Source organism: Paenibacillus sp. FSL K6-4396 (assembly GCF_038002525.1).
GTDB classification, from domain to species: Bacteria; Bacillota; Bacilli; order Paenibacillales; family Paenibacillaceae; genus Paenibacillus; species Paenibacillus amylolyticus_B.
Genome location: NZ_JBBOCR010000001.1, coordinates 5,891,073 through 5,911,759, shown reverse-complemented (window position 1 = coordinate 5,911,759; position 20,687 = coordinate 5,891,073). Strand labels below are relative to the sequence as shown.

Below are 20,687 nucleotides of genomic sequence, written 5' to 3'. Positions count from 1 at the left end.
ATCATCCGTCTTTTACTGCTCCATATGATCTTTAGCATTAGTGTGTGATCGCTTTAGCATCATGAGCCAGTGCTGTTTTCAGCATGCCATACCGGTGTTCGTGACTCATCTCAAACAGCCATGGGCGGCGAGGTGCCGTCAGGTAACCGAGACTATCCCGAGTCTGAAGCCAGTCCTGTCTGGAGATCGGTTCATAAGGCGTGTCTCCCCATACGGCGAGCAGTTCCGGACTATATAGTCGTTGCCCTTCTGGAAGCCATTCCTCATCCAGTAACGCCTGAGCGTATAATGTATGTTCACCCGCCTCGTCTTCACGATTGGTAAACAGGCCAGGCCAATATTCAGCACGCGAGCCACGATGGGGAACCAAACGTGCGAACTCCAACACTTGTGAGTGTACTTGCTCCACGCCAAACAACAAGGCATATAGGCCTTTACCAAACATGATCCGCTCATCCAACTTTCCAAAATGTTCAATGACGCGTCCTGTGAGTCCTGCTCCCCGTCCGAGAGGAAAGACGATATGATTCAGACCCGCCAAATTATGCAGATGGAATGCGGGTTTCGAAAGTACTTCTTTTTGAAAATAAGGATGCTGCACCACCCGGCTCTCGATATAGTTCTGCTCATTAATAATTAATGCCACACTAAGCAGTGAACTGCACCGTTCCAGCCAAAAGCGTTCCCAAAACGGCGTCATAAACGCCGATATGTGAAAGTGCGATAAGAGATGGAAACAGCTTCGTCCGATCCGGCGACTGTTCATATACAGCAGTAGCTGGGGATAGGCATCCTGGAAAATGAGTGCATTGCACCGCTCCAGCAGCCGATACATATACTCGCGATCGCTCTGATTCTGTAGATTATGCATTAAGTCACTCTGAAGATCTGTCATGTGATATCCGCCGTTGCGAGAGACCATATGGGCCAGCAGTGCCCAATGGAGTTCAGGGTATTGCTCATAACATTCCAGATAAGCTGCCGTGCGGGTGATATTACTCCGATTGTGCTCTTGAGTCAGTGTCTTAATCTCTTCCAGAATGATGCAATCTTCTTCGCAGACGAGTGCGCTTTGAACCTGGTCCGTGCGTGCAAAAGATTTGTTGCTGGCAGGTAACAAACGCTCCACCTCAGACTGTAAGGCAGCTGCCGTATCTGTATCCCACTCGATGTCACGCAAAGGGTGACGAAGCTGTGCAGAAGCTTGCCATGCAGCCTGTTTGCCACGCCAGATTTCCCGGGCAGCACCCGGAATGGAACGGACCATCTGCAGGAGGGACCCGTGATGTTGTTCGCTGGAAGAATCGGTTCTGGTGGAAGTCATGATGTGACATCCTTTCATGATGTTCTGGGTTTATTTTCACAGACCATGTGGTTATTCTAAGTATGCGCTGATTATTTGACTTCCACTCGCCAATTTGCTTCACTTAGGGTAAGACAAGGTACAGAAAGGGAGATGAACCGAATGGAACAGATTACTTCCAAACCGGCTTTTGATGTAGCCATCCAATCCCCACGTTTGACGATTGCCGTATTCAAGGCAGACTGGTGTGGTGACTGCAAATACATCGATCCGTTTATGCCTGAGGTTGAAGAGAAATATACACGTGAACTGACTTTGATTGAGGTCGACGTGGATCAGGTTGGAACCGTTAGTGAAGAGCAGAATATTCTTGGCATTCCGAGCTTTGTGGCGTATACAGATGGCCGCGAACTCGTACGGTATGTGAACAAGCTGCGCAAGTCGAGAGAAGAGATTGAGCAGTTCTTAGATCGAGCAGTTGAAGTGTACAACACGATCCATAAATGATAATAAAAGTATGACAGGTTCATTTTGTAAAAGGGTATACTAGATGAAACGCCATTTCTCTTGAAATAGGGAAATGGCGTTTGTGTTTAGGATTCAGTTTAAGACACAATTCAACTGGCATATCCCTCAATTACATAACCCCAATGACCTGCGGGTCATTATTTCACCAGACGTTAACATTTTGTCACAAAGCGCGACGTCAATGAACATTTTATCCGGTATAATGAATTTAGTTGTGAAATAAGTGTCAAAGTACCGAAACAAGCGGAGAATATTCTTCGCCATCTTAAACCAACAGCGGGTGAGAAAAATTTGAAACACTTAACTTTGTTTAAATGGTTAACCGTATTAACCTGTCTTGTCATGTTTCTGGCCACTTTTGGTGGAGGCATCGTAACCAAAACGGAATCAGGCCTTGGCTGCGGAACAGAATGGCCTTTATGTAACGGAAAACTCGTTCCGGCACATACTGTGGCTTCACTCATTGAATATTCCCACCGCGCTGTAAGTGCACTGGCTGGACTGTTGTCCATTGCCTCATTTGTTGCTTTTCTGCGGTTTGGCAAGTCACGCCGTGACCTGCAATTGTTTTCTTTCTTAACTCTGGTATTTGTTATCGTCCAGGGAATCATGGGTGCTTTTGCCGTCGTCTTCTCCCAATCTTCAGCAGTCATGGCACTGCATTTTGGTTTTGCACTGATTGCTTTTGCCAGTTCTCTAATGATGGCGCTGGGCATAAGGCAGGAGGCTAAAGATGGCGGATTGGAACGCCTGAATAAATACCCTCGGGTTAGCAAAAAATTCAGGAATCTGGTCTGGTTCTCCACTATTTACACATATCTCGTGGTATACACGGGTGCATTTGTGAGTCACACGGATTCTGCTGGCGGATGTTCCGGATTTCCGCTCTGTAACGGGCAGATTATTCCTGAGCTTTCGGGTGGGGTAGCGGTTGCTTTTGCTCACCGTGCAGCAGCAGCGTCGCTCGTGATTGTTATCGCAATTCTGGGTCACTTCGCTTACCGTAATCATCCGGACAACAAGGAAATGCGTACCCTTGGCGTGGTATCCGTTGTTCTCATCCTGATGCAAGTAGTCATTGGTATTTTCATGATGGTGACAATGAACCGTCCGGAAGTATACATGTTTGTAGCTCTCGCTCATATGCTGGATATCGCCATATTATTCGGAGTTTTAACGTATATGAGTTTCCTGGTGTACAAGCTGCATCGCCCGGCTAATCGTTTCTAAGATATAGATCCATTCTTTTTCCAAAGGTACTTGGGCTAAATATGAAAGTCCACCATCCAGTGATGTACATCATTGGACAGGTGGACTTTGTTTGATGTCAGGGGGATCAGGGCAACCTATGGCAAGCAGCAATTACACGGAATGGATGATGTGTTACGTTTACGGTGATGAATTCTTGTTGATTTGATTTGGAAAAGAGGAGGTTAGATATGCTGCGAACGTTGTTGGGGGAAAAGCCACGTATAAACGAAGGTAAATTGAAGGCAGCGATGGACACAATGGCGCATACGCTCGAGTTATTTCAACGACAAATGCATGTGGACCATGATCCCACGCATGACTATCGGAAACTGTATGTGTGGACTCAGGGACTTATCTCCTCACTGGATGAACTGGAGCAAAGCTGCTTCGCTGCTTCTCATTTTCGCAAAAAAGTCGTTGCAGGCTCAACGGACGACATGACGCCGACTGAAAAAGCCGAGTATGCACGGTATGTGTATTTCTACAAAGATGGCTTTATCCGCTGCTTTGCCATCCTAGATAAGGTGGGCACGGTATTAAATGAAATATTCCAGTTAAATACTTCAAATACCAAAGCACATTTTTCTTATTTTACTGTGTTAAGGCAGTTCGATTATGCGAGAGAGCATCATGATCTTGCGTTGCAATTGATTCAGATCAAAGACTCTTATCGGGAGCCGATGAGTAAGCTGCGCAAACGACGTAATATGGAAATTCACTATATGAACTCAGAAATGCACGATGACCTGTGGCAGTTACACCAGACCTTGCAAGGTAAAGTGAAATTGGAGGATTTGAATCAGCATGTGCAGGAAATGCGTCAGGGCGTGGATATGGTCTGTGAAACGTTAACAGCCTCTTATCGTTATATCAACAGAATATGGAAAAGAAATAATTCCCTTTGACAAATCGGAATACTTGGAATATACTGAATTTCAATCGAATGTTACACGGATATAATTGATATTTCGGAAGTTACGTTCACATTATAAAGCATAAACTACATGAACTTATAAAATCCTACAACAACATATTTCTTATCGAGAGCGGCGGAGGGACAGGCCCGATGAAGCCCGGCAACCGATTTGTAACGACATGATACATGTATCATTCGTTATAGATGTTAGGTGCTAATTCCTACAAAATGGTGCAAGACACGATTTTGGCAGATGAGAAGGTATATTCTTTCACGTGAAGAGCCCTCTTTGTATCTGCAAAGGGCTCTTTTTTTGTACTTTAAGGGGAGTTTTCCTTTAGATCGGGTAAAGATACATGTAGGTGGTTGGAAAGGGGCAAGTGCGATTGATTGAATTAAAAGGTTTAACGAAAATGTACGGCAAAGGGGCAAAATCTACAACAGCGTTATCCGAGCTGAATTTGAGCATCCAAAAGGGCGAAATCTACGGCGTGATTGGCCATTCTGGAGCGGGCAAAAGTACATTGATTCGCTGCATTAATTTGCTGGAACGGCCTACGGAGGGTGAGGTATGGGTCGACGGAATCAACCTGACTGAACTGAGCAAAACCGAATTGCAGCAACAGAGACGCAAGATCGGGATGATTTTTCAACATTTTAATCTGTTATCCTCGGCAACAGTATATGACAATGTAGCTTTTCCACTAAAGCTTGTGAATACACCCAAGGATGCTATTGATCGCAAAGTGAAGGAAATGCTCGCCCTGGTTGGTCTGGAGCACCATAGCAGCAAATATCCGGCTCAATTATCGGGTGGACAGAAACAACGTGTAGGGATTGCGAGAGCACTTGCAAGTGATCCGAATGTACTTCTCTGTGATGAGGCTACTTCGGCACTTGATCCGCAGACGACAAATTCAATCCTGAAGTTATTGCTCGACATTAATGAAAAGTACAACCTTACGATTGTGCTGATCACACATGAGATGCATGTCATTCAGAACATCTGTGACAAGGTAGCTGTCATTCATCAAGGTGGCATTGTGGAACAGGGACCTGTAACCGAAGTGTTCCTGAAGCCGCAGCATGCGATTACGCGGGACTTCATGATGCGTGACCATGAAGCTGGACTCGCTCTGGAAGAGACCGCTCTGGCGAATGCAGGCATTGAATTGCAGGCAGGTGCTGCTTCCAAACTTGTGAAGATATCCTTTCTGGGTAACAAAACGTATGAAGCGATTTTGTCGAGAACGGTACGTAAGACAGGCGTGGATTTTGCCATCCTGCAGGGTACAATCTCTACGATTAAACAGGTGCCTTATGGACAGCTGACCGTTCGGTTCGAGGGTGATTCAAATGCGATTGATCGAACGATATCAGAATTAACCGCTGAGGGACTTGATGTGGAGGTGCTTCGTTAGATGGATTTTTCAACAGTTCGCTGGGAAGAGGTTGGTAAAGCTTCCATAGAGACATTGCAAATTTTGGGTGTATCAGGTTTGTTTACCGTTATCTTGGGTTTACCGCTCGGAGTTCTGCTGTTTATGACGGCTAGATCTGCTTCGATCAAGTCACGGGCAGTGTACACGATACTATCTCTGATTGTTAATATTTTGCGCTCAGTTCCATTTATCATATTGATTGTTGCTCTTATTCCATTCACTCGTATACTCGTCGGTACAGCTACAGGAGTGTTAGGTGTTATACCACCTTTAGTTATTTCAGCAGCTCCTTACTTTGCTCGATTGGTGGAGACGACGTTGCGAGAAGTTGATCGGGGTGTCATTGAGGCTGCGCAGGCGATGGGCGCATCGACCGGACAGATTGTAAGACGGGTCTTACTGCCTGAGGCACTGCCTGGACTGCTTGCGGGTATAACGATCACCATCGTTACGCTTGTCTCCTATACGGCGATGGCGGGCATGGTTGGTGGTGGAGGTCTGGGAACACTGGCAATCAACTATGGATATTTCCGTTATCAAAATGAAATCATGATTATATCCGTAGTGTCGATGATCATTCTTGTGCAAATTCTCCAGATGGCTGGAGATCGCTTGGTTACATTTTTCACCAGGAAATAACACATAGATAACATGATGGATATGCATTCATGCGGACGCCACATGAAAAAAATGATTAGAGAAGGGGTTTTACACATGAAAAAATGGTCTTTTGCTCTACTTAGTCTTATGTTAATTGTGGTTCTCGCAGCTTGCGGAAACAACAAGGACGCCGATAGCGGCGCAGACAATTCAGCAGGTGCACCACGTACAGTTGAATTGAAAGTTGGAGCTTCACCTACACCACATGCAGAGATTCTGGAAAGCATCAAGCCTGAGCTGGAAGCACAAGGTATTCGTTTACAAGTCGTTACGTTCAATGACTATGTACAACCAAACCAGCAACTTGCTGATAAAAAATTGGATGCAAACTTCTTCCAGCACCAGCCTTATCTGGACACAGAGAATAAAGAACGTGGATTCAACCTCGTTACTGTAACACCTGTTCATGTTGAACCTTTTGGTGGATACTCCAAGAAGATTAAGTCTTTGGATGAATTGGCTGATGGCGCAAAAGTAGCCATTCCAAATGACCCATCCAATGGTGGACGTGCACTGTTGTTGCTTGCGAAGGAAGGCATTATTACGCTGAAAGACAACACAAATATTACATCTACGATTCAAGATATCACAGCCAATCCGAAAAATCTGAATATTATCGAGCTGGATGCAGCCATGATGCCTCGTCAATTGGATGAAGCGGATCTGGTATTCATCAACGCTAACTATGCGCTTGAAGCAAACCTGAATCCAGCGAATGATGCTTTGCTGATCGAAGATCTGCAAGGTAACCCATACGCAAACATCCTCGTTTCCCGTGAGGACAACAAGGATGCAGATGCAATCCAAAAACTGGCTGCTGCTCTGCACTCCGAAGAAGTGAAAACATTCATCAAAGAACGTTATAAAGGTGCAGTTGAACCTGCAACTGAATAATTCACGATATGTATGATATGTTGTGAAGCTATTAAGAATAAGCCGTATATCTCTTCTGAAGAGATATACGGCTTATTCTATGTTTCCTAATCTGTGCTGACGTGGGGATTAATAAGGGAAGGGTTAGGGCTTATCTTGTTTCTCCGCGTTGGGTGGATGTCCAGATTGGCGGTAGTAGGATAATTCATTCTGATCAGCATACTGCTGCTCATCTGCTTCCTGCAGGTACGTTCTCTCGGAGGGAGAGAGTGTTTCTTCTTCTCCGTGTGAGCTTTTGATCTTGTATCTGATCCAACCGATTAACCCAAGGACGACAACGAGGATCAAAGCCCATCCTTTTTTGAGCAAAAGAAGAGCACTGAATTTCTGGGAAACCGTGTACCCGATCCCGCCCATCAGAAGACTGTTGAGCCCTATGGTGGATGTTTTGTCAGTCGAAGCATTGTACTCCTCGTAGGTATATCCTGCATTGATGTGAAGTTGATTAAGGACAGTTTCCTCGAATGTCTGGCGGCTCTGTTGAAAGTTGGCCGTATCTGTAACCAGAATGGCTGTGATGTACCCTTCGCGTGTCAGGAGTTTTACATTGTAATTGACCATGGCTTGCTGATCAGCATTCTTAAAACCAAGGGAGTAAACCAACTGATGTTTGGTACTGTCATATGCCGGTTCGATTTCCCACCCCGTTATGTACGTTCTATATTCAGGATCAAGTTCTCTGTTATCTTCTTCTGTGCCTCGGATATAACTGCTTAACAGTTCTTCGGCACTCAAATTTTGATCGTCATCATGAATATGACCTGTTTTCACGTATTCAAACACAACATACCACGAGCCGAATTCACTATTGCTGGTTAGGCTTCCGATTTCATTCCCGTTAGGCTTCCCATCACTGTTAAGTATCGAGCGTTGGGTATTGGCCTTATCCAGATAGGAATGGCTTTCAGGGACTTCCAGGGTGGCCTTACCGTCCATAGAGACAGATGCTGGTCCAATAATCCAATCGTACTCATCAGGCGCTTGCTCACTCTCACTTGCCGCTGATACCTGTAAGGCACTAAAGACTGTGAATAAACTCAACATTAAAAATGTAAGAAATGATATCCATCTTTTGTTAATCATATTCATGTAAAGGTCCTTTCGGGTTATATCCTCGAGAGTACCATAGGTGCTCGATTTCAATCAAGATATATCTGGAATTAAAGGTGGATAATCCCTTGTGGATAAGCGAGTTGTAGGAGGACGATAAATCTTTTATACTGGATAGTGACTGCTCTTTGAAGAGGGGGATGAACGTGAAGGGAAAAGTTGCCCTCATAACGGGAAGTGCCAAAGGTCTTGGTAAAATGACGGCCCTCAGTCTGGCAGATCAAGGGTGTCATATTGCCCTCAACTATGTACACAGCAGAATAGAAGCTGAGGCTTTAAAGGCTCAGATTATAGCCAAGGGTGTGCGGTGCATTGCCATCCAGGCTGATATATCCAAGGTGGAAGATATCTCTTCATTGGTTGAGCAGGTGGAAGGCAACCTGGGCAGTATTGATATTTTGGTGAATAACGCGGGTCCATTTGTCCGTGAACGACGATTATTTGCGGATTATTCTGAGGCTGAGGTCCAGATGCTTGTGCAGGGTAATCTGTTGGGACCGATGTTACTGGATCAGCGTGTATTGCCAGAGATGAGACGCAAGCAATGGGGACGTATTATCCATTTTGGCTTCAGTCACGCTGGAGAAGCGAGATCCTGGCCTCATCGCGCCGTATATGCGGCTGCCAAGGTGGGTCTGGTATCTTTTACAAAGACGCTAGCGGTTGAAGAAGCTCCGTATGGAATTACGGTTAACATGGTATGTCCAGGTGACATTCGTGGTGCGAACAAAGAGAAAACGATTGATGAAATGGCAGGCATCACCGATGAGGAAACGCCAAGAGGGCGACCAGGCAGCGGTGAAGATATTGCACGAGTGATTACGTATCTGTGCCTTGATCATTCCGATTTTATAACAGGTAACATTATGGATGTATCTGGAGGACTTGATCCGATTCGTCCAACCATACAGCGCGAGGATACTTAAAAGGTGAATTGAAGGATTGTACGTGGAAACGGGTCAAGGTGACTGTGAACATGGACTCTTTGCATATGCACACAAAAAAAGAGCCCTCCGCTTCATGCGAAGCGAAAGGCTCTTGAGGTTTATTTCGTGAAGGATTGATTAGAATACTTGTACGACTTCTTGTACACCCTCAACTTCTTCGAGAAGGGCACGTTCAATCCCGGCTTTTAAGGTAATGGTGGAGCTTGGGCAACTGCCGCAGGCACCGACCAGTTTCAGCTTAATGATGCCGTCCTCCACGTCGACCAGTTCCACGTCACCGCCATCGCGCTGCAGGAACGGACGAAGTTTATCAAGCACATCAGATACCTCATCATACATGGTGCTTTGTGCGTTTTCGCTCATATTGTTCAACTCCTTTCCTTCCTATATTATATTACAAATGGCCACAAATTAAAATGGTCAAACAAAGCAGGTGAACTTAAATGAGACCGATTATTGAATTTTGTGCCAATAATATGCATTTTGGCACAGATGAAGTCATGGATCAACTGGAAGAAAATCCAGACTATGACGTGATTGAATATGGCTGCCTCACCAACTGCGGCCAATGTTCTATGACTCCATTTGCACTGGTAAATGGCGAAGTTGTCATCACGGACAAAGTGGAAGATCTATATAACGCCATTCTGGCCAAAGTTGCCGAAGCCGATGCATGGGACGATCTCGATCTCGACTAACCGAGATGACGCTTGGACATCCAGAGCACACCACTTTTCAAAATACGAGGTACACGTCCCATCATGGACGTTTTGCCCATCAGCCCAAACCCAGACTTCTTGCCGAGTGCACCGAGTGTGCCACGAAGCTTGAGTGGATGTGGATTGGGCTTTTCGCCTTTCCAGAGGGCATGCTGAATATGGGCGATCTGCTCACCCTGTACTTCCGCAGCCTGACCGCTAGGTGCATAAGGTACACTGGCACAGTCACCAACCACATAGACATCGGTATATTCCGGGATTTGGTAGTATTCATTCAGGACGACACGTCCTTGAGGGTCTTTGGTCACGTCCAGATCCTGTACCACTTTTACGGGCTGAATGCCTGCAGTCCACACGACAGCATCCGTTAGAATCTGTTCATCCCTGTTATAGATGGCATTGGGTTCAACGCGAGAAATGGCGATATGCCCGCGTGTCTCTACCTGATGTTCGTTGAACCATTCATGCACATACACAGACAGACGTTGCGGGAAGGCTGATAATACACGCTCACCACGATCCAGAATACTGATGTTTAGATCGGGTCTGCTCTCACGAAGTTCGGCTGCCATCTCGACACCACTTAATCCACCGCCTACGATATGCACATTGCCATAGGCTTTGACTTCATTAAGTCGCAGGTAAGTCTCGCGTGTTTTGCTAAAGCTCTGAATGGTACAGCTGTAGTCTTCTGCGCCTGGTGTGTTGTGGAAACGGTCTGTACAACCAAGTCCGATGACAAGCTTGTCGTATTCAAGCGGGTCTTGGCCTTCAAATTCAATCTGACGCTGTTCCAGGTCAATCGAGGTAACTTCTCCATAACGGTAAGTGACTTTATCGCTCACTGGAAATTGGATACGCAGGTCATAATCAGATACGGTTCCTGCTGCGAGTGCGTAATATTCTGTCTTTAATCCCTGAAAGGGGCTGCGGTCCACCAAAATAATCTGTGTATCGGATGGAATTTTACCTTCCAGAAGTTCCTTGATGATGGTGAGGCCGCCATAGCCGCCTCCAAGAATGACGAAATTTTTCATGACTCGGCTTCCTTTCTGCATCAGTCCCACTGAAATGGGGCTGTAAACTGTGGAGCAGCTATGCAATAACATAGCTGCTCCTTTTGTTATGATTTGAATAATTGAAAAGTAGACATTGAAAATTGTAGATATTATTCAGCAGTTTGCACCACTCGAATTCAAACGTCTCCCTATCATGAAAGCTGCGTTCTGGAGTGGTGCTGGTGCAATATTGGTTGTGGATGGAGTTATATCCTATTCGTACACTTGAATTTCATTGTAGAACGTATCACGTTCTACCGGAATACGTCCTGCACCCTTAATGAGCCATATAAGCTCTTTACGTGTAAGGCCTTCAGGTGTGAGTGCACCTGCCGCATGACTAATCCGTTCCCGAACGATCGTACCGTGTGCATCCGAAGCACCGAAACCAAGAGCGACTTGAGTCAGCTGTGGACCGATGTTAATGAAGTATGCTTTGATATGATCGATGTTATCCAGCATCAGACGGCTGATCGCAATTGTTTTGAGATCCTCATAAGCCGAGTTACGACGCATAATGCTTGCGTTTTTACTTTTTGGCTGCATGGAAAGAGGGATAAAGACCATAAATCCGTTGGTCTCGTCTTGCAATTCACGAATCTGCACCATATGGTTAACGCGATCCTCATAGGATTCGATCGATCCATACAACATCGTAGTATGTGTACGCATGCCCAGCTCATGAGCTGTTCGGTGCACCTCAAGATAACGGTCCACGTTGGCTTTGTCTACACGCATTTTTTTGCGATATTCATCCGACAGAATCTCAGCGCCGCCACCAGTCAATGTTTTCAGACCTGCTTTTTGCAGCTCTTGCAGAACTTCTCTGATGCTGAGTCCGCTAATCCGGGTGAAGAAATCAATCTCGGCTGCCGTGTAAGCTTTCAGTGTAACATCCGGATATTTCTCGTTTAAAGCACGCAGGGAATCGACATAATATTGAAAAGGAACATGGTTGTTATGTCCGCCTACGATATGGAACTCACGTACGCCCGGATGAATATGCTGTTCCACATAATCGATCATTTCCTGACCGGATAATGTATAGGAGCCTTCTTCACCCTGGTCTTTGCGGAAATTGCAAAAAGCGCAGTGGGCTTCGCATACGTTCGTAAAGTAAAGACTCATGTTCTCGATGAAATATACTTTCTTACCATTCTTCCGCAGGTTGGCCTCATTGGCCAGCTGGCCCAAAGTCAGCAGATCATCTGTTTCATACAGATATACGCCGTCTTCCACGCTCAGCCTTACGCCGTTCTGCACTTTCTCGACGATTTCAGCCATTCTTTTGTCTGTGAACGGTGTTACCAATGTAGACATATTATTTCCTCCTGTTCTTAACCGGATTTGAGTTGTGTGTAGGATCTGCATACAGAACTACATAGAAAAGATGCGGTCAACTGCCGCCTTCTTAGTTGGACTAACTCTTATTTACCCGGTGCAGCGCGTGCTGCATATGAAAGCTAAATTTTTTCAAAAAATGGAGTCTGTTGACTCATATATGCATTGGGGACTGCGTTGCAGTCTCGAAATGTGAAAAAAATTACAACTCCAATTATGACCATCGTCTGAATAAGTCATGACAAAATAACGACATTTCAGTGCGACCACCTATTCATTATAAACCTCGTGTCCCGGGGGTTCAATACACTGGGAAGAAAAAGGAGTACAGGGGGAACGCGGAAAGAGGCAAACATGACTTGAGACCCTTGACGGGGTGGAGTATAATTTAAAGAAGAGTTAATGAAAGGTTGTTCAAAAAGTACGCATTTGATTACGAAGGATGCCTAGCGGCATCTCAGCATCGAATATGGGATTCAGCCGAAATAGGCGGGAGGCTTACGAAGTATGTTTCCGAAGGAAACATTTTGGTTGCTCACGTAGTTTTGCCTACGCTCCGCTACTCCATTTCTATCTTCATCCCATCTTCTTGGTACTGAAAAGCGCCCTTTTTGAACATGATTTTATATGAAAAAGGAGAGTGACCTGGCATGATTAACATCAGCGAAACGGCTGCTGACAGATTGAAAGAGATGCTTGCACAGCAAGAGACACCTGGTATGTTCCTGCGTCTTGGCGTAGCACCAGGCGGTTGCACCGGATTTTCGTACGCCATGGGCTTTGACGATAAAGAGTCCGATGAGGACCTGTATATGGATATTCAGAGCATGAAGGTTGTAGTCGAGAAGGAAAACCTGAAGTATCTGGATGGTCTCGAAATTGATTTTGAAGAGTCCGGTATGACGGGTGGGTTCACCATCCATAATCCGAACGCGGTAGCGACTTGTGGCTGTGGATCTTCTTTCCGTACGAAGGAAGATGCGGGTGTGCCGGATAAAGATTGTTAATATAAAATTGATTGCAATGATAAGGCACAGTTCCAGCGAAGGACATTCGCTTGGGATTGTGTTTTTTTTTTGACATTATGGCAGGGTAGCTGAGTTCTCTAATTTACCGATTCCAAGATATATATATACGGTATAAAATTACGCTTCTTCAGTATTGACATTTTGTTCCAATAGAAAGTATATTATTTGTGCAAACGTTTGCAGATTTAAGAGCACAGTATGCCTGCTAAAAAAGCGGATTCATAAGCCATTTGTTCTAAGAAAATCTCTAGGATACCTCCTTTTGTACAAACGTTTGCACAAAAAGACATCTAAATTTGAACAGCACAGAAGAACACGAAACAACAGGGGAGAGGGAAGGAGGAGGAGTTGTATAGATACAAATTAGAAAGGGTCTTGAGTCAGACCATGCTAAAACGTTAAAAGGGTTAGAGAGCTTAGGTAATTAACGAGAATTCTTGTTTCCCATAGGGGAGAAAATAAGGGAGGAAGAACATGGAACTTAAGCGCAAGCTCGGCGCATTTCTGTTGGTATTATCGATTATTATTTCTACCCAAAATACAGCGGCTTATGCCGAAATTTCGGCTTCTCATGTGTATCATAACCATATGCCCAATTTTTGGGCCTACTACGACACATCCAAGTATGCTTCTGCACCTGTGGGGTCCCCAATCCGCTACACATATGATGGGCAAGTCATCGATCTGAAAAATAACCCTCCGGCAGGATACCCATACTTTTTACCCGGGGGAATGCCTATGCCCCATGATGATCTCGTGGCGTATTATAGTCACCATGCGAAGACAGGTGCCTATCTGAACTGGCCATGGCAAGTTGCTGGTGACCTGAGGAACAATCACCCTGCTGCAGGGATGCAGGTAACCATGTCAGGTTCGGTATTGAACAATGTGAACAGTTTTATGTATACCAATAATGTAAACGGTTACAACAATAAAGATTGGGGTGCGCCATGGAAGAATGCTTACAATAATCTCAAAACAACGAATGGCGAACGGACGATGGATCTCATTCACTTCTCCGGACACCATACCATGGGGCCATTGGCTGGCAACGAATATTTGCTAAAGGATTTGATCTACCAGAATGCTGTGCTGGCACAACCCTTTTTTCTGGGAGACAGCTTTAAATCGTCCAAAGGTTTTTTTCCCACCGAGCTGGGTTTCTCGGAACGGATTATCCCGGTCTTGGACCAACTTGGCATTGAGTGGTCCGTAATTGGAAACAATCATTTTTCGCGAACTCTCCAGGACTATCCGCTACTGAACGATCCGGGCAAAGATACTATGGTGTCACCGCCAAACCGAGCGGATTTGCAGAATACGAGCAATGTGGGTTCGTGGGTATCTTCTCCCATGTTCAATGAGAAACAGGTGGTTCATAACAAATATCCATTTGCTTCTACGCCTCATTGGGTGCGTCATGTGAATCCTGAAACTGGTGCTGAGAAAAAGATTGTTGGTATCCCTGTGGCCCAGGCAGAGTCGTGGGAAGAGGGGTATCAGGGTTCAGTCAAGGCAGATGCGCTGAAGCCTTTTGAAGGAATGGTTGATCAGAAGCAGTTCTTCGTGATTGCCCATGATGGGGATAATTCTTCAGGACGTGCAGGATCAGAGGATACTTGGCGCAATGCAGGAAATGTGACTTATGCCCAGCCGGGTGTGAAGGGAGAGAGTATCAATGAATACTTGCGGACTAACACACCAAAAGCCGACGATGTAGTTCATGTTCAAGACGGTTCATGGATCGATACGCGGGACTCCTCATCAGATCCGACATGGTATCACTGGCGTCTTCCATTTGGAATCTGGAAGGGGCAGTTTGAAGCGTTCAACAAGGCTACAGGCCTTAATCTGGAGCCGAAGAAAAATCTGGATGGTGTACAGGAAGGGATGACCGTATCTTTTGAATATGGATACCATTATCTGGAGCGTAATTTTGCGCTTGAGCAAGCTGCACTGAATTATGCCAAGACAGCTGAACAGATTTGGCTGGACAGCAATCCGAACCATTGGAAGCCAACGACGGCACTAGACCGTGAGATCACTTATGAGGGCAATCAGCTTAATCCTTGGATGATGGCTTACCCGGTAAAAGGAGATCCTGCTAATAATTATAAGGGAGGTGCGAACCCGGCAGAGCTAAGTTGGTATTTCCTCCTGCCTGCACTGGATTCCGGGTTTGGTTATTATGATGAGAATGTGGATGATGGGGTAAAGCCGACGTTATCTTTCAATCAGTCGCTTTTCTTTTCCAAGCCTTATGTAAGTAGTCAACTCGCGAAGGACCGTACCGGACCATCGATATGGTGGCCGCAGCGTTATCCATATAATCCTGGAAGCGCTAATGTCAGCAAGGCGGAAGGATGGACACTTCATTATTTTGACAATACGTTCGGCATTTATACCTATGCTTATGATGTTAACGGTGTGAATGATATTAAGGTGAAGGTACGGACACATCGGGATAAGCTGGCAGATGCCAAGGACAACACCTTCCGTGTGTACGATCCTGCTGAGCTCAAGGCCAAAGGGGTATCCAACATCGATCCGACGAAGGTTAGTAGCTGGCAAGAATATCCGATGACGAAACGTGACCTTAAATCGGATATGAACGGTGTGGCCTGGCAGCCAACCAGCACAGATATGTTTAAGCGTGTGCCTGCTCAGGAGATCGGGGATATGTATTACACGTATTTCAACGATTTCCAAGATCAACTGGTCGATTATTATATTGAAGCTGTCGATGCGAATGGCAATGTTACGCGCAGTGAGATACAGACGGTATATGTGGGTATGGGGAAATATAAAAAAGACACATCGGGCAAAATTGTTGAGGATGCGAATGGAACAATCCAGGGTACACATCCGTTCCTGGTGGTCGATCGGACACCGCCTTCAGTGCCAACAGAAGTCAATGCAAAACGTGTGACAGATCGCAGCATTACACTGCAATGGGCAGCATCCACTGATAATGTGGGTGTAGAGGGCTATGATATTTATCGGGATGGGGTCAAAGTTGGAAGTTCGCTGACAACGGAATATACGGATATCGATCTTGAGCCTAAGGAATCATATGCATATAGTATAAAGGCGAGAGACAAGGCGAATAATGTCTCTTCCGCCAGTTCAACTGTACAGATCCAAACGTTGGCAGCAGATACTGAGCCACCAACAGCGCCTGCAAATGTAGCTGTACAGAATACTACCTCATCCGCTGTGACAATTGACTGGTCAGCCAGCCAGGATAATTATGGAGTAGCAAAATATGATATCTATCGAGACGGTTCAAAAGTAGGGGAATCAACCAAACTAAACTATACGGATGAGTCCCTTGCACCGGCAACAGAATACGTATATACGGTTAAAGCGATAGATGCAGCAGGCAACGTTTCACCTGCTAGTGTGGCTCTGTCGGTACGTACCAAAGAAGGTAATGCGGTAACCATATATTATAAACTGGGCTATCCGAACCCGTATATTCACTATCGTCCAACAGGGGGGACATGGACGACTGCTCCGGGTGTGAAAATGATAGCAGCCGAGTTGCCCGGATACACCAAGATGACAGTCAATGTGGGTACAGCGACGGGGCTGGAGGCTGTGTTTAACAATGGTAGTGGCACATGGGATAATAATGGAGGAAAAAATTATCAGTTTCCATTAGGGGTTAGTACCTATAATTCCGGAGTCATTACACAAGGAGCACCTCACGTGGATATAACACCCCCAAGCGTACCAACCGGTCTGACCGTGACTGCAAAAGCGGCTGATCGTGTAACATTGGCTTGGAATCCGTCGACCGACCATGTAGGCGTAACCGGGTATGAAGTGTTCCGTGACGGTGTCAAAATTGGCACGAGTACGACACCTGCATATACGGATAATAGCCTGAAGGCATCAACGAGTTATGTTTATACAGTCAGGGCCTTTGATGCAGCACAGAACAAATCGGATGCAAGTGCTGAGTTAAGCGTAACGACCGATGATGCTCCGAAAAGTAACAGTGTAACCATCTACTACAAGCAGGGGTTTGCCCAGCCCAATATTCATTACCGCCCTGCAGGAGGTAATTGGACGACACCACCAGGTGTTGCCATTCCGGCATCCGAGCTCACCGGATATAACAAAATTACCATTGATGTAGGAACTGCTACGAGACTGGAAGCGGTATTTAACAACGGTAGCGGTACATGGGATAACAATGCGGGAAGGAACTATCTCTTTCCTCTCGGGGTAAGCACATACAATTCAGGTGTTATAACTCCAGGAATACCTGGAAATGCAACGAGTACGAATCTTATTGAGAACCCATCAGCTTTCCTATCTGCTGGAGCGAATGGACTGTCTTTAAGAAGGGAACAACTAATCGCATGACGTAAAAATATTCATGGATGCATAATATCTAAGCAATATGACGGTTAACGAACCGTCTGGTCAGGCTACATTGTTAGCCCATTGCTGATACATTTTATAGTTAGAAGGCCTTGTACATCTATGGATGGACAGGGCCTTTCTAATTCGGAATGAAGAACGATAAAAGGTAGAAATCCTACTACAAATCTTTTCATTTTACGAGGTTTTAAAGAGAGAAGAGAATACGGTTGACAAGTTTAGTTGTAACAATTATAGTTACAATATAAAGTTCAAACATAAACCATATCGATAATTTAAAGGAGAGATCATGATGAACATTGCAATCATTGGTGCAACAGGCAAAGCGGGAAGTGTGATTTTGAAAGAAGCAGCAGACAGAGGGCATAAAGTGACGGCAATCGTTCGTAATGCATCCAAATTGGAAGATAAAAGCCTGAATACGCTGGAGAAAGATGTATTTGATCTTACAGCTGAAGATGTTAAAACTTTTGATGTGGTTGTAAATGCATTTGGTGCACCGGCGGGTAAAGAAAACCTGCATGTGGAAGTAGGACAAGCGTTGATCAACATCCTGAAAGATGCACCAAACACTCGTCTGATCGTTGTGGGTGGAGCAGGAAGCCTGTTCACAGACGAGTCCAAGACATTGCGTCTCTTTGAATCCCCAGGATTCCCTGATGCATATAAAGCAACTGCAACGAACCAAGGCCAAAACTTGCAGGATCTGCAAGCATCTTCAGGTATTCAATGGACATTCCTGAGTCCGGCTGGATTCTTTAATCCAGAAGGTGTACGCACCGGCAAATATCAAGCAGGCAACGACGTTATTCTCGTGAACAGTGAAGGCAACAGCTACATCAGCTATGCAGACTATGCGATTGCTTTGGTTGATGAGATCGAGAATCCACAACACAAAAACGAGCGCTTTACCGTTGTTGGCGAAGTGAAGTAACACTTTTAAATTATTATATGGAACATACAAACGGACGCTGATCTCCACAGATCGGTGTCCGTTTTTTTATGTTATCGAAGAGGGATGTTCTGCAATAAAGTTAGACAGGTTAGATGATTATCGTTCACTTCCAATTACTCCTTTGAATTTATGTTATATTATTCTAAATATGGGATGTAAATGCGATTATATGGAAGGCCTACTTCTTTTAATCAGATTTTCTGCGAGCCTAAAAGTATAAGGGAGTGAACAGTTGTGAAGATGTATTCTAATGGAGTTATACTATTGATCTTTGTGGCTTTAATGATTAGTGTATCGAGTGGTTCGGGGTTATCCCAATATCCAAACGTTAAAAATGCGATGAATCAAATTCACATCACTTCTCTTTATCCGAAAAATAAGAATGGACAGACATATGGTTCTGCCGCATATGCGACTTCTCCAGAAACGGAACCTGATTTAATCCTGGCTACTGGTGTGGATGGTACAGAAGGATATCTGCTGAAAAAAGACATGGATGGCGAGCAACCAAAAACACCTGAAGAAGCTATTGCGATACAGAACAGCAGATCACCAGACGGGTGGGATATTCCACTGTATGACAAGGATGGTGAAACTGTAATTGGTGTGTTTCATGTTGGAGGAACGTCAATAAAATGAACACCATTCGGCAGTTGATCAAAAGGGTCGGCAGCTTTTTTGTTAATGTAACGGCAGAATAGTAAAACCATTTTAATAAACTAATCGTCAAAAAAATGAATAAACTACTTCACGTTGCGGGGGGAGAACTTGATGTATTTTAAACCTATCCGTATTGTATTAGGGCTAGTTTTTTTTATCATTGCTGGGTGCAATAACGAGGTCACGATGTTGGGTACAGATGAACTCACGATCACAGGTGATCAAAAGACTGCGACAGAATATGTTAAGGCAAAAGGTTATAAAATTTCTTCGTACGATGGTCAAGTTCAGAAATACACTCTAAGCAAAGACAAACTACTCTACGGGATAACGGAAACGATACCATATAGACAGACATGGGCGGTTCAAAAAGTAGAACCCGAACAGTATTTCGGAATGGAAATATCGGTGTATAGCTTTACAGTAACAAACCATCCTCTGGGAACGTTAGACGATAGTAAATCCAAAGTTTCAATAATACTTTGTGAAGGCAAAGTTATAGGGGGGACATCCTTCCCAAATGCAGCAATGGATGGAGCACCATATTCGTTGGATGGAAAAACATTGGAAGAAGTAACGGGAAAAAGTTTTCAAAAATGGAGTGAAGAATGGAAAAAGAAATACGAAACTTAAAAAGCCAAGTGGAGTAACCAACTGTGTCCGGTTGGTTGCTTCTTTGTTGATCCACCTAAAGCCAGGAAAAATGCAACATTTTTCCTGTTAGACAGGTCAATAAAGATGTACGAATTAAGATGATGAGAAGAAGGTGGGAAAACTGAAGTTTCGTATACTCGCGTTAATATTTTGTTTCTCTACCGTGTTTTTTATCTCAAATGCACAAAATGCTAACGCTTTGTCATGTGTTGAATCGGGAGGTCCCCAAGAACAGTTAGAAATATATGATGGAGCTGTTTATGGTGAAGTAAAGCAAGTAAAGGTGGACTTAAAGCAAAAGGGGTTTACGGGCACAAAAGAGAAAATTAGATATATTTTAGTGGAAGCTGAGAGGAGTTGGAATACTGAAGTTGACTCTCAACTAATGATCGCAACGAACTATACTTGGGGATTTGATTTCAAGGAAGGTAACAAATACTTAATCTACTTTAGTGAAGCAAATGGCGAGTTAAGCAGTAGTCCGTGCAGTTCGACCATCGAAATGAACAATATTAATCAAGCAACTGAACTATTCGGGGAAGGATATCCACCCAAACAACAAGTAAACTTAGAACACAAAATGTGGTTTATGTTTGAGCAAGACATCGATTTGTATATCGTAGGTATAGTCGTATTTGCGGCGATTTTTATCCTCTTTATGATAGTAAGAAAGAAAAACCGCAAAGTATAATTTGGTAGCGCTAAACGGGGAATTTTGCTCAAAGAAAAGTCATTTGAACTAGGAATGGATTCCTGTATGACCTATTACCCCCTTTACTTAAACGAGGAT

The 20,687-nt window shown here is 44.7% G+C and carries 20 protein-coding genes and 1 riboswitch; of the genes, 15 read left to right on the top strand and 5 right to left on the bottom strand.

Annotated features, from left to right (window positions below):
* Nucleotides 1-37: 37 nt before the first annotated feature.
* Nucleotides 38-1,324 carry a DUF2515 family protein gene (locus MHB85_RS25855; protein WP_192135877.1) on the bottom strand — a complete coding sequence of 429 codons (1,287 nt, stop codon included), beginning with the start codon at nt 1,322-1,324 and terminating at the stop codon, nt 38-40.
* Nucleotides 1,325-1,465: 141 nt separating this feature from the next.
* Between MHB85_RS25855 and MHB85_RS25850 the strand changes: the two genes are divergently transcribed.
* From MHB85_RS25850 to MHB85_RS25825, 6 genes are all read left to right on the top strand, one after another.
* Nucleotides 1,466-1,810 (top strand): thioredoxin family protein, encoded by a 345-nt coding sequence (locus tag MHB85_RS25850; RefSeq protein WP_192135879.1) that lies wholly within the window; start codon nt 1,466-1,468, stop codon nt 1,808-1,810.
* A gap of 363 nt (nt 1,811-2,173) precedes the next feature.
* Entirely contained in the window at nt 2,174-3,061 is an 888-nt protein-coding gene (locus MHB85_RS25845; protein WP_243391500.1) for a COX15/CtaA family protein, read from the top strand.
* Between the two features lie 209 nt (nt 3,062-3,270).
* On the top strand, nt 3,271-3,987 hold the full coding sequence (locus MHB85_RS25840; RefSeq protein WP_341073920.1) for a Cthe_2314 family HEPN domain-containing protein: 717 nt from the start codon (nt 3,271-3,273) through the stop codon (nt 3,985-3,987).
* A gap of 129 nt (nt 3,988-4,116) precedes the next feature.
* A riboswitch (SAM riboswitch) is annotated at nt 4,117-4,258 on the top strand.
* 126 nt (nt 4,259-4,384) lie between these two features.
* Nucleotides 4,385-5,419: a methionine ABC transporter ATP-binding protein gene (locus MHB85_RS25835; protein WP_341073918.1), complete on the top strand. Its 1,035-nt coding sequence runs from the start codon at nt 4,385-4,387 to the stop codon at nt 5,417-5,419.
* Complete coding sequence (locus tag MHB85_RS25830) at nt 5,420-6,079, top strand: methionine ABC transporter permease (RefSeq protein ID WP_036605747.1); 660 nt, start codon at nt 5,420-5,422, stop codon at nt 6,077-6,079.
* Between the two features lie 75 nt (nt 6,080-6,154).
* A complete protein-coding gene (locus tag MHB85_RS25825; RefSeq protein ID WP_105601305.1) occupies nt 6,155-6,994 on the top strand; it encodes a MetQ/NlpA family ABC transporter substrate-binding protein in 840 nt (279 codons plus the stop codon).
* Between the two features lie 123 nt (nt 6,995-7,117).
* Here MHB85_RS25825 and MHB85_RS25820 read toward each other — a convergent pair whose 3' ends face one another.
* Nucleotides 7,118-8,074 carry a DUF2167 domain-containing protein gene (locus MHB85_RS25820; protein ID WP_341073916.1) on the bottom strand — a complete coding sequence of 319 codons (957 nt, stop codon included), beginning with the start codon at nt 8,072-8,074 and terminating at the stop codon, nt 7,118-7,120.
* 215 nt (nt 8,075-8,289) lie between these two features.
* Here MHB85_RS25820 and MHB85_RS25815 point away from each other — a divergent pair, with 215 nt between their 5' ends.
* Nucleotides 8,290-9,069 (top strand): SDR family oxidoreductase, encoded by a 780-nt coding sequence (locus tag MHB85_RS25815; protein WP_091020811.1) that lies wholly within the window; start codon nt 8,290-8,292, stop codon nt 9,067-9,069.
* A gap of 138 nt (nt 9,070-9,207) precedes the next feature.
* On the opposite strand, the gene MHB85_RS25810 is transcribed toward MHB85_RS25815, so the two are convergent.
* On the bottom strand, nt 9,208-9,453 hold the full coding sequence (locus tag MHB85_RS25810) for a NifU family protein (RefSeq protein WP_053783253.1): 246 nt from the start codon (nt 9,451-9,453) through the stop codon (nt 9,208-9,210).
* An 80-nt stretch (nt 9,454-9,533) separates the two neighbouring features.
* On the opposite strand from MHB85_RS25810, the gene MHB85_RS25805 reads away from it, so the two are divergent.
* On the top strand, nt 9,534-9,788 hold the full coding sequence (locus MHB85_RS25805) for a YuzB family protein (protein ID WP_105601302.1): 255 nt from the start codon (nt 9,534-9,536) through the stop codon (nt 9,786-9,788).
* On the opposite strand, the gene MHB85_RS25800 is transcribed toward MHB85_RS25805, so the two are convergent.
* Complete coding sequence (locus tag MHB85_RS25800; RefSeq protein WP_091020812.1) at nt 9,785-10,846, bottom strand: NAD(P)/FAD-dependent oxidoreductase; 1,062 nt, start codon at nt 10,844-10,846, stop codon at nt 9,785-9,787. The two genes, MHB85_RS25805 and MHB85_RS25800, sit on opposite strands and share 4 nt — an antisense overlap.
* A gap of 115 nt (nt 10,847-10,961) precedes the next feature.
* On the opposite strand from MHB85_RS25800, the gene MHB85_RS25795 reads away from it, so the two are divergent.
* The gene (locus MHB85_RS25795; RefSeq protein ID WP_341073914.1) at nt 10,962-11,096 is read left to right on the top strand and encodes a hypothetical protein; all 135 of its coding nucleotides are present in this window, start codon (nt 10,962-10,964) and stop codon (nt 11,094-11,096) included.
* Here MHB85_RS25795 and mqnE read toward each other — a convergent pair.
* Nucleotides 11,081-12,187 (bottom strand): aminofutalosine synthase MqnE, encoded by a 1,107-nt coding sequence (gene mqnE, locus MHB85_RS25790; RefSeq protein ID WP_091020813.1) that lies wholly within the window; start codon nt 12,185-12,187, stop codon nt 11,081-11,083. The two genes, MHB85_RS25795 and mqnE, sit on opposite strands and share 16 nt — an antisense overlap.
* 671 nt (nt 12,188-12,858) lie before the next feature.
* Between mqnE and MHB85_RS25785 the strand changes: the two genes are divergently transcribed.
* The 6 genes from MHB85_RS25785 (at nt 12,859) to MHB85_RS25760 (ending at nt 20,588) form a co-directional block, all read left to right on the top strand.
* Nucleotides 12,859-13,215, top strand: coding sequence for a HesB/IscA family protein (locus tag MHB85_RS25785; RefSeq protein WP_036605753.1), 357 nt, complete (start codon nt 12,859-12,861; stop codon nt 13,213-13,215).
* A 495-nt stretch (nt 13,216-13,710) separates the two neighbouring features.
* Nucleotides 13,711-17,610 carry a carbohydrate binding domain-containing protein gene (locus tag MHB85_RS25780; RefSeq protein ID WP_341073913.1) on the top strand — a complete coding sequence of 1,300 codons (3,900 nt, stop codon included), beginning with the start codon at nt 13,711-13,713 and terminating at the stop codon, nt 17,608-17,610.
* A gap of 310 nt (nt 17,611-17,920) precedes the next feature.
* Nucleotides 17,921-18,562: an NAD(P)-dependent oxidoreductase gene (locus MHB85_RS25775; RefSeq protein ID WP_341073911.1), complete on the top strand. Its 642-nt coding sequence runs from the start codon at nt 17,921-17,923 to the stop codon at nt 18,560-18,562.
* A 255-nt stretch (nt 18,563-18,817) separates the two neighbouring features.
* Nucleotides 18,818-19,222: a hypothetical protein gene (locus tag MHB85_RS25770; RefSeq protein ID WP_146117108.1), complete on the top strand. Its 405-nt coding sequence runs from the start codon at nt 18,818-18,820 to the stop codon at nt 19,220-19,222.
* A gap of 132 nt (nt 19,223-19,354) precedes the next feature.
* On the top strand, nt 19,355-19,876 hold the full coding sequence (locus MHB85_RS25765; protein WP_192135889.1) for a hypothetical protein: 522 nt from the start codon (nt 19,355-19,357) through the stop codon (nt 19,874-19,876).
* A 133-nt stretch (nt 19,877-20,009) separates the two neighbouring features.
* Complete coding sequence (locus tag MHB85_RS25760) at nt 20,010-20,588, top strand: hypothetical protein (protein WP_206759598.1); 579 nt, start codon at nt 20,010-20,012, stop codon at nt 20,586-20,588.
* Nucleotides 20,589-20,687 lie beyond the last annotated feature (99 nt).